Annotated in this window: 2 protein-coding genes and 1 pseudogene; 2 read left to right on the top strand and 1 reads right to left on the bottom strand. The window is 61.2% G+C overall.

All coding sequences use genetic code 11. The annotated features are described in order from the left end of the window. Nucleotides 1-653, bottom strand: a pseudogene (locus tag Q0964_RS15605) (IS5 family transposase); the annotation flags it as partial. 376 nt (nucleotides 654-1,029) lie between these two features. Here Q0964_RS15605 and Q0964_RS15600 point away from each other — a divergent pair. Both Q0964_RS15600 and Q0964_RS15595 read left to right on the top strand, forming a co-directional pair. Next, nucleotides 1,030-3,240 (top strand): HAMP domain-containing methyl-accepting chemotaxis protein, encoded by a 2,211-nt coding sequence (locus Q0964_RS15600; RefSeq protein WP_299269346.1) that lies wholly within the window; start codon nucleotides 1,030-1,032, stop codon nucleotides 3,238-3,240. A gap of 721 nt (nucleotides 3,241-3,961) precedes the next feature. Beyond that, entirely contained in the window at nucleotides 3,962-5,254 is a 1,293-nt protein-coding gene (locus tag Q0964_RS15595; protein ID WP_299269344.1) for a DUF6498-containing protein, read from the top strand. Nucleotides 5,255-5,798 lie beyond the last annotated feature (544 nt).

Here is a 5,798-nt window from a genome sequence, read left to right as displayed (position 1 = left end):
GCGCAGCATCAAGCGAGTAGAATTCACGGTGCTTGATCACTGGTCTGATGTCTTCTTTCCGCAGTTTATGCCGAAGTTTGTCCCAGTCGAAGCCTTTGTCAGCGACCACAGTTCCCAAGCCGTCGAGATTTCTCGTGAGGACTTGCCACGCGATTTGTGTGTCGCGTGGAAGGTTCATCGAGCAGTGTACGTCAAGGACTGCTCTCGTCGAGCAATCCACGAGAAGTGTGGTTTTCACCGACTCAAACGTGCCTTTGACACGTTTCGCGTAGTTGTGGCTAGACGATCGATGGGCGAGGCTGGTGGAGTCAATCGCCTGAATCTTTCCAGTATCAAATAGATTCACCGACAGCCGCAACAGCACTCGCCAGACCCGCATCTTCAGCTCCTGCTTCCGGGCACAAACCGTGGTAAAGTCCGGGAGTTCATCGACCGTCAGTCCGAGTTTCTCCACGATATCAGGCATTTCACGGAGGATATCGAGGAGTCGTCGATATGGAAGGTCGAGATACTCGCGGAGTCCATGAAGAGCAACGATCACCCAATCAGCGTAGCCATCTTCACTTTCCTGACAGGCTGGTTTTCGTCACTCCCGACAGCTTTTGAGATAATGCCACACATCGGTCGGTGAAGCGAGCGAGTTTCGAGGGCACATCGAATTCTGTTTGCTTCACTTCCACGAAATCCCGCCGTACAGGCAATATTTCTAGCGTCTAACCACGGCCCGCGCCATCTATTCAGTACGCTGGAATCGACCTGCTCACCAGCTGTCAGGTGACAGCTGCTGTTAGAGAGGGTGTATCCGGCATCAAAGTCAGGTCGAAATCGGCCTCCTCTGAATATACCAGTTGAAGAACAGATGCATCGCCCAGACAGACTCAGACGTTCGTGATCGAGTCGGGACCGCTATCCTAATTGACCAGCGCCGGCGGAAGGTAGAGACGTTCCGGCTGGATAGCGGTATCGAGTCTCGTAACAGTACGAGTTGCGATAATCTCCTCTATTGAATGCTGTATAGGTAGTCAAAATATGCTGGACAAACTTGCAATCGACCGGCTTGATCTCGGGCCGAAACTGATTCTGGCCTTCGTGCTTGTCGCGTCACTGGTCGCCGTGACCGGGTTCGTCGGATACCACGGCGTGACGAAAGTCGACGAGGAGGCACACATCATCGGCAAGGACGGCATGCAGATGGACGCCGCTGCCGAGATGAAGGTCGCGCTCAAGCACCAGCGGGCCGAGGTGCTCGCTGCCGAGCTGGGACACTCCGATGCCCGAGCCGAATTTGAGAACGCGAGCGGGCACTTCCAGACGGAACTGTCCGCGATTCAGTCGACCGAGCTGTCCGGCGAGCAACAGGAGCGCGCGGAGACACTTGCGCAACGTCATCAGGAGTACGACCAGCTGGGCCAGGAGTACTTCGCCGCGCTGGAGGCGGGCAACACGGAGCGCGCTGAGAAGCTCCGCAACGAGATGGGAGCGGCTAGGGCCGAGATGGAGGAGACGGCGACGAAACTCGAGGAGACCGCCCAGGCCGACATGGAGCAACAACTGACCGTCGCCGACAGGACCGCGAGTACCAGCAAGATGGAGATTCTGGCGCTGTCGGTGATGGCATTCATCGCGGCCGTCGGTATCGGGTTGTTCGTCACGCGCCGCATCACGACCCCCGTCGAGCAACTCTCGACGGCTGCCGTGGCTGCCAGCGACGGTGACCTGAGCGTCCAGGTCGACGGCCACGTCGAGGACGACGAAATCGGGCGGATGGTCAACGCGTTCCAGTCGATGCAGGACGACCTCCGGGGGGTCTTCACCGAACTCGGCGATGTCAGTCGGAACCTGGAGGGGGGCGACATCCAGAGCGACGTCCGGACGGATTTCCCCGGGAGGTACGGGGAGATCATGCGCGGCATCAACGCCGGCACCGACGAGTTGCAGGCGGGGTTCGCGGACATCCGCGAGGCGAGTGAGGGAATCCGGAAGGGTGACTTCGATGTCGACATCGAGACGGACCGGGCGGGCGAGTACGGGGTCGTGCTGACGGACTTCGAGGCCGGGGCCGACCAGCTCTCGGAGAGCTTCGACGAGATCGGCCGGGTGAGTACGGACCTCCGGAACGGCGAACTCGACAGCGACATCCGGACTGACCTCCCCGGTGCCTACGGCGAGGTGCTGGGGTCGCTGGCCGACGGGATCGGACGGTTCGCCGAGAGCGTCGGGACCGTCCGACGAATCGCGGACGAGGCGGCGGCGTCCAGCGAGGACGTGGCCGCCGGCGCCGAGGAGATCGAGGAGGCCAGCACTGCCGTAGCCGAGTCCGTCGAGGAGGTCTCCGAGGGTACCGACCGACAGGAAGAGCGTCTCGCCGAGGTGTCCCGTGAAATGAACGATATGTCCGCGACAATCGAGGAGATCGCCTCCTCGGCCGAGGAAGTCGCCGCGACTGCCGGAACCGCCGTCGATCAGGCCGAGTCCGGGCAGAGCCGCGCCACGGAGGCGACCGAGGAGATCCGGGCCATCCAGGAGGAGGTCGGCACCGCCGTCAAGGAGGTCAAGACGCTCGAGGAAGAGATGGACGAAATCGTCGAGGTGGTCGGGATGATTAACGACATCGCCGAACAGACGAACATGCTGTCACTGAACGCCTCTATCGAGGCTGCTCGGGCGGGCGAGGCCGGCGAGGGGTTCGCTGTCGTCGCCGGCGAGGTCAAGGAACTGGCCGAGGAGGCCGCTCAGGCGACCGCCGAGATCGAGGAACGTATCGAGGATCTACAGGAAACCACCGACGAGGCAGCCGGTCGGATGGTGGAGACGAACGAGCGCGTCGAGACCGGTGCTGAGACGATCGAGGGCGCTATCCGGACGTTTGACGAGATCGCCGACGCCGTCGAGGAGGCCGAGAGCGGAATCGAAGAGATCAGCGACGCCACCGACGACCAGGCCGCCTCGACGGAAGAGGTCGTCTCGGTGGTCGAGCAAGTGTCGAGCGTGAGCGAGGAGACCGCGGCGGAGGCCAGCGACATCTCGGCGGCGACCGAGGAGCAGACATCCTCTATCTCGACGGTCTCGACGAACATTCAGGAGCTCTCCGATCTCGCCGGCAACCTGCAGGCGCAGGTCGCGACCTTCTCGCTTCCCACCGGAGCGGAGGCTGAGGGGGAGAGCATCGCGGCCAACGCCGGTAGAGGGGGATCGCATACGGTCGCCGGCGACGGCGGGACGAACGCCATAGACGACTGACAGAGATCAGGACGAGTCGTTACGGTCGCGAGGTCACCGACTCCATTTCGCTCTTGGACCCACGTCGGGACCTATAGTCGTCTGTCTGACCGACTCGCGCGTTGTATGCAGCACGGGCCAGAAAATCTCCCCTGTGGTTGTCAGTACGGACGTGCTGCATACAGAGAATGCAATCAGCAACGACGTTCATCTGTTTCGGCGTCTGTTTACTGAATACGCTGATAGAACGACCATGCGTATTGGTCGAACCGGCATCTGTCCGTCTACAAGATATTTGCGACTGTGCGTTGACTCTGCGACTATGAGAACACGACTTCTACAGGCCTTGGGAGCACTCGGTATCTTCGGTGGGGGTATCGCAATTTGGTACGCTTACCAGCGCCAAATGTGCACGAATGTTGTTGATGCGGGCGGCAGTTGCTCCCCGAACATCGTCTATCTCGTTCCCGGGGTACTCGCCACACTCATCGGCTTTAGCCTCTGCATCGTTCTCTATAGGCGCCAGTTCGATGGGCTGGGAACTGCGGAGGCTTGACAGTAGCTTGCTTGTCTCTGTCACTTCGGACGATTGATACTGCGGAGCTTTCTCATGGCCAATTCGCACTCTCTGTTCAGTACGCTGGAATTGACCTGCTCACCAGCTGTCAGGTGACAGCTGCTGACTATAGAGGATGAAGTCAGCAACCGCAAGGTTGTTTTTTCCACGCCAAGACCGGTGAGTGTGCCGTTTCCCGCCACATTCCGCTCGATACCATTTACCGCCCTTCTCCCGGGACTGGTCGTCCCGGTCGGCGTCCTCCTTCTCGACTGGCCGATAGCGGTCGTCCTTGGGGTGTTCGTCCTCGAAGTATGTGCAGTCGTCTTCTGGGCCGTCGTGAAGATCCCCTTCGCCGCCAAGCGCCCCCGGAACATGATTGACGGGGACGACCGACTCCTCGGGCCACTCCAGACGAAACGAGGGTCAGTCACCCTTCCGGGGCAGCTTCCGCCCGTCTACCTACGAAACGTCCCGATCTTGCTTCTGACAGCGTGTTTCCTCGCACCTCTTGAGGTCGCCGTGTCGTTCCTCGTCTTCGCGTTCACCGACCCGACGATAACGACGCCAGTCGTCGAGCAGTTGTTGCTCGGTGGCGTCGGCGTGTTCCTCGCCGAAGGGTTCGAAACAGCCCGCGAGTACTTCGCCCACGGTGGGTATCGAGAGCACTCGCCACGCTCAGTCGTCCTCGTCCCGTTCAAACGGCTGTTCGCCGTTGGTGCGCTGCTGTTCGTCGCTGGGCCACTCCAGGGCGCCGCTGTGAGCGGCGAGGTCATCCTCGGGCTCCTCGTCGCTGGGAAGCTCCTCTACGACCTCAGACGGCTCCAAGTGGCACGCGACCCCGGCACTCGGGGACTGTTCTACCGGCTCTACGGGAGCGCCGAGACCGAATTAGAGCCGGTCCCCGTGGAAGTGCCCCCTGGTGACCCCGTGGTCCGCACCCGGCCACCGCGAGGCGTGGCCCTGCTTGACGCACTCTACTGTGGCAGCACGTACACGCTCACCAGCAGCGTCCTCGTCGTCTATCTCGCGGCCGGGTTCTTCCTCGCGTTCGGCGCGACGGCCATTGGCCTCGTCTTCGTCGGCGTCATCGCCGTCTTCGCCGGAGTCAGGGCGACCTCGCGGTACTTGCGGTACGGGACCGTGGAGTACCAGGGCTACGACGGCACACTCGTCGTCTACGACCGACTGCTCGGGGAACCACAGGCCAGACTCGAACGGAGTGCCGTAACCGATCTCGAGGTGAGCACGGATGTCGTTGATCGGTTGTTCGACACGAGGACGGTCCGACTGGGCGGAGTGGACGACGACACGCCGACGTTCCAGCTCACGGTCCCCGACCCAGAAGATCTGGATGGCGACGACACCAACGTGAACGAGTCACTGCCGCTCGTCCACGTTCGCGACCATCGTCGGTTGATCGATGCTCTCGGCGCTACCTGGCGGCTGGACAGGTCGACCGACTCGCCGAGCGGGTAGCCGGAGCGAGACAGCGGCTGTCCGAATCACAAAGCGTGGGCAAATGGTTCGAATTCGTGTACACCATCGCACCCTGTATGCAGCACAGCCGCTGGAACCTACCCAGAGTCCGGTAGAGCCGAGGTGCGAGATACAAAAGACGGGTTCAGCAGCGGTCGGTATTCGTTTAATTAGAATGTTAGTGCGTGAGTCAGCAGGGGGGTCATAGAACAGTTACTACATCAAAAGAGAGCGTCAGAAGCGTCAAGCGGACGCACTGCTCGAACTGACGACGGACAATGCCGTGGTCGCAGGTGACTTGCACACGGCACTCGAGCGAATCACTGAAATCGCGGCCGATGTGTGAGGGGTGCCCCGTGTCAACATCTGGCTGTTCGGCAACGACCGTGACACGCTTCAACTCGGCGGTCGCGCGGAGTCCCGTTCCTCAAGGAGCGAGCGAAGCGAGCGAGTAGGGAGGGGAGGAGCGCGTGCGAACCGTTAAGACCGGGCGCGACAACCTCCCGACTGTCCATGACGGGCCACAGACAGTCCGTGAGGGCTG

This window comes from Halorientalis sp. (assembly GCF_028275115.1).
Taxonomy (GTDB): domain Archaea; phylum Halobacteriota; class Halobacteria; order Halobacteriales; family Haloarculaceae; genus Halorientalis.
This window is presented reverse-complemented; position numbering and strand designations above follow the sequence as displayed.

Coding starts and splice junctions, on each gene's coding strand:
- Q0964_RS15600 (WP_299269346.1), top strand. CDS start 1,030: ATGCTGGACAAACTTGCAATCGACCGGCTTGATCTCGGGCCGAAACTG.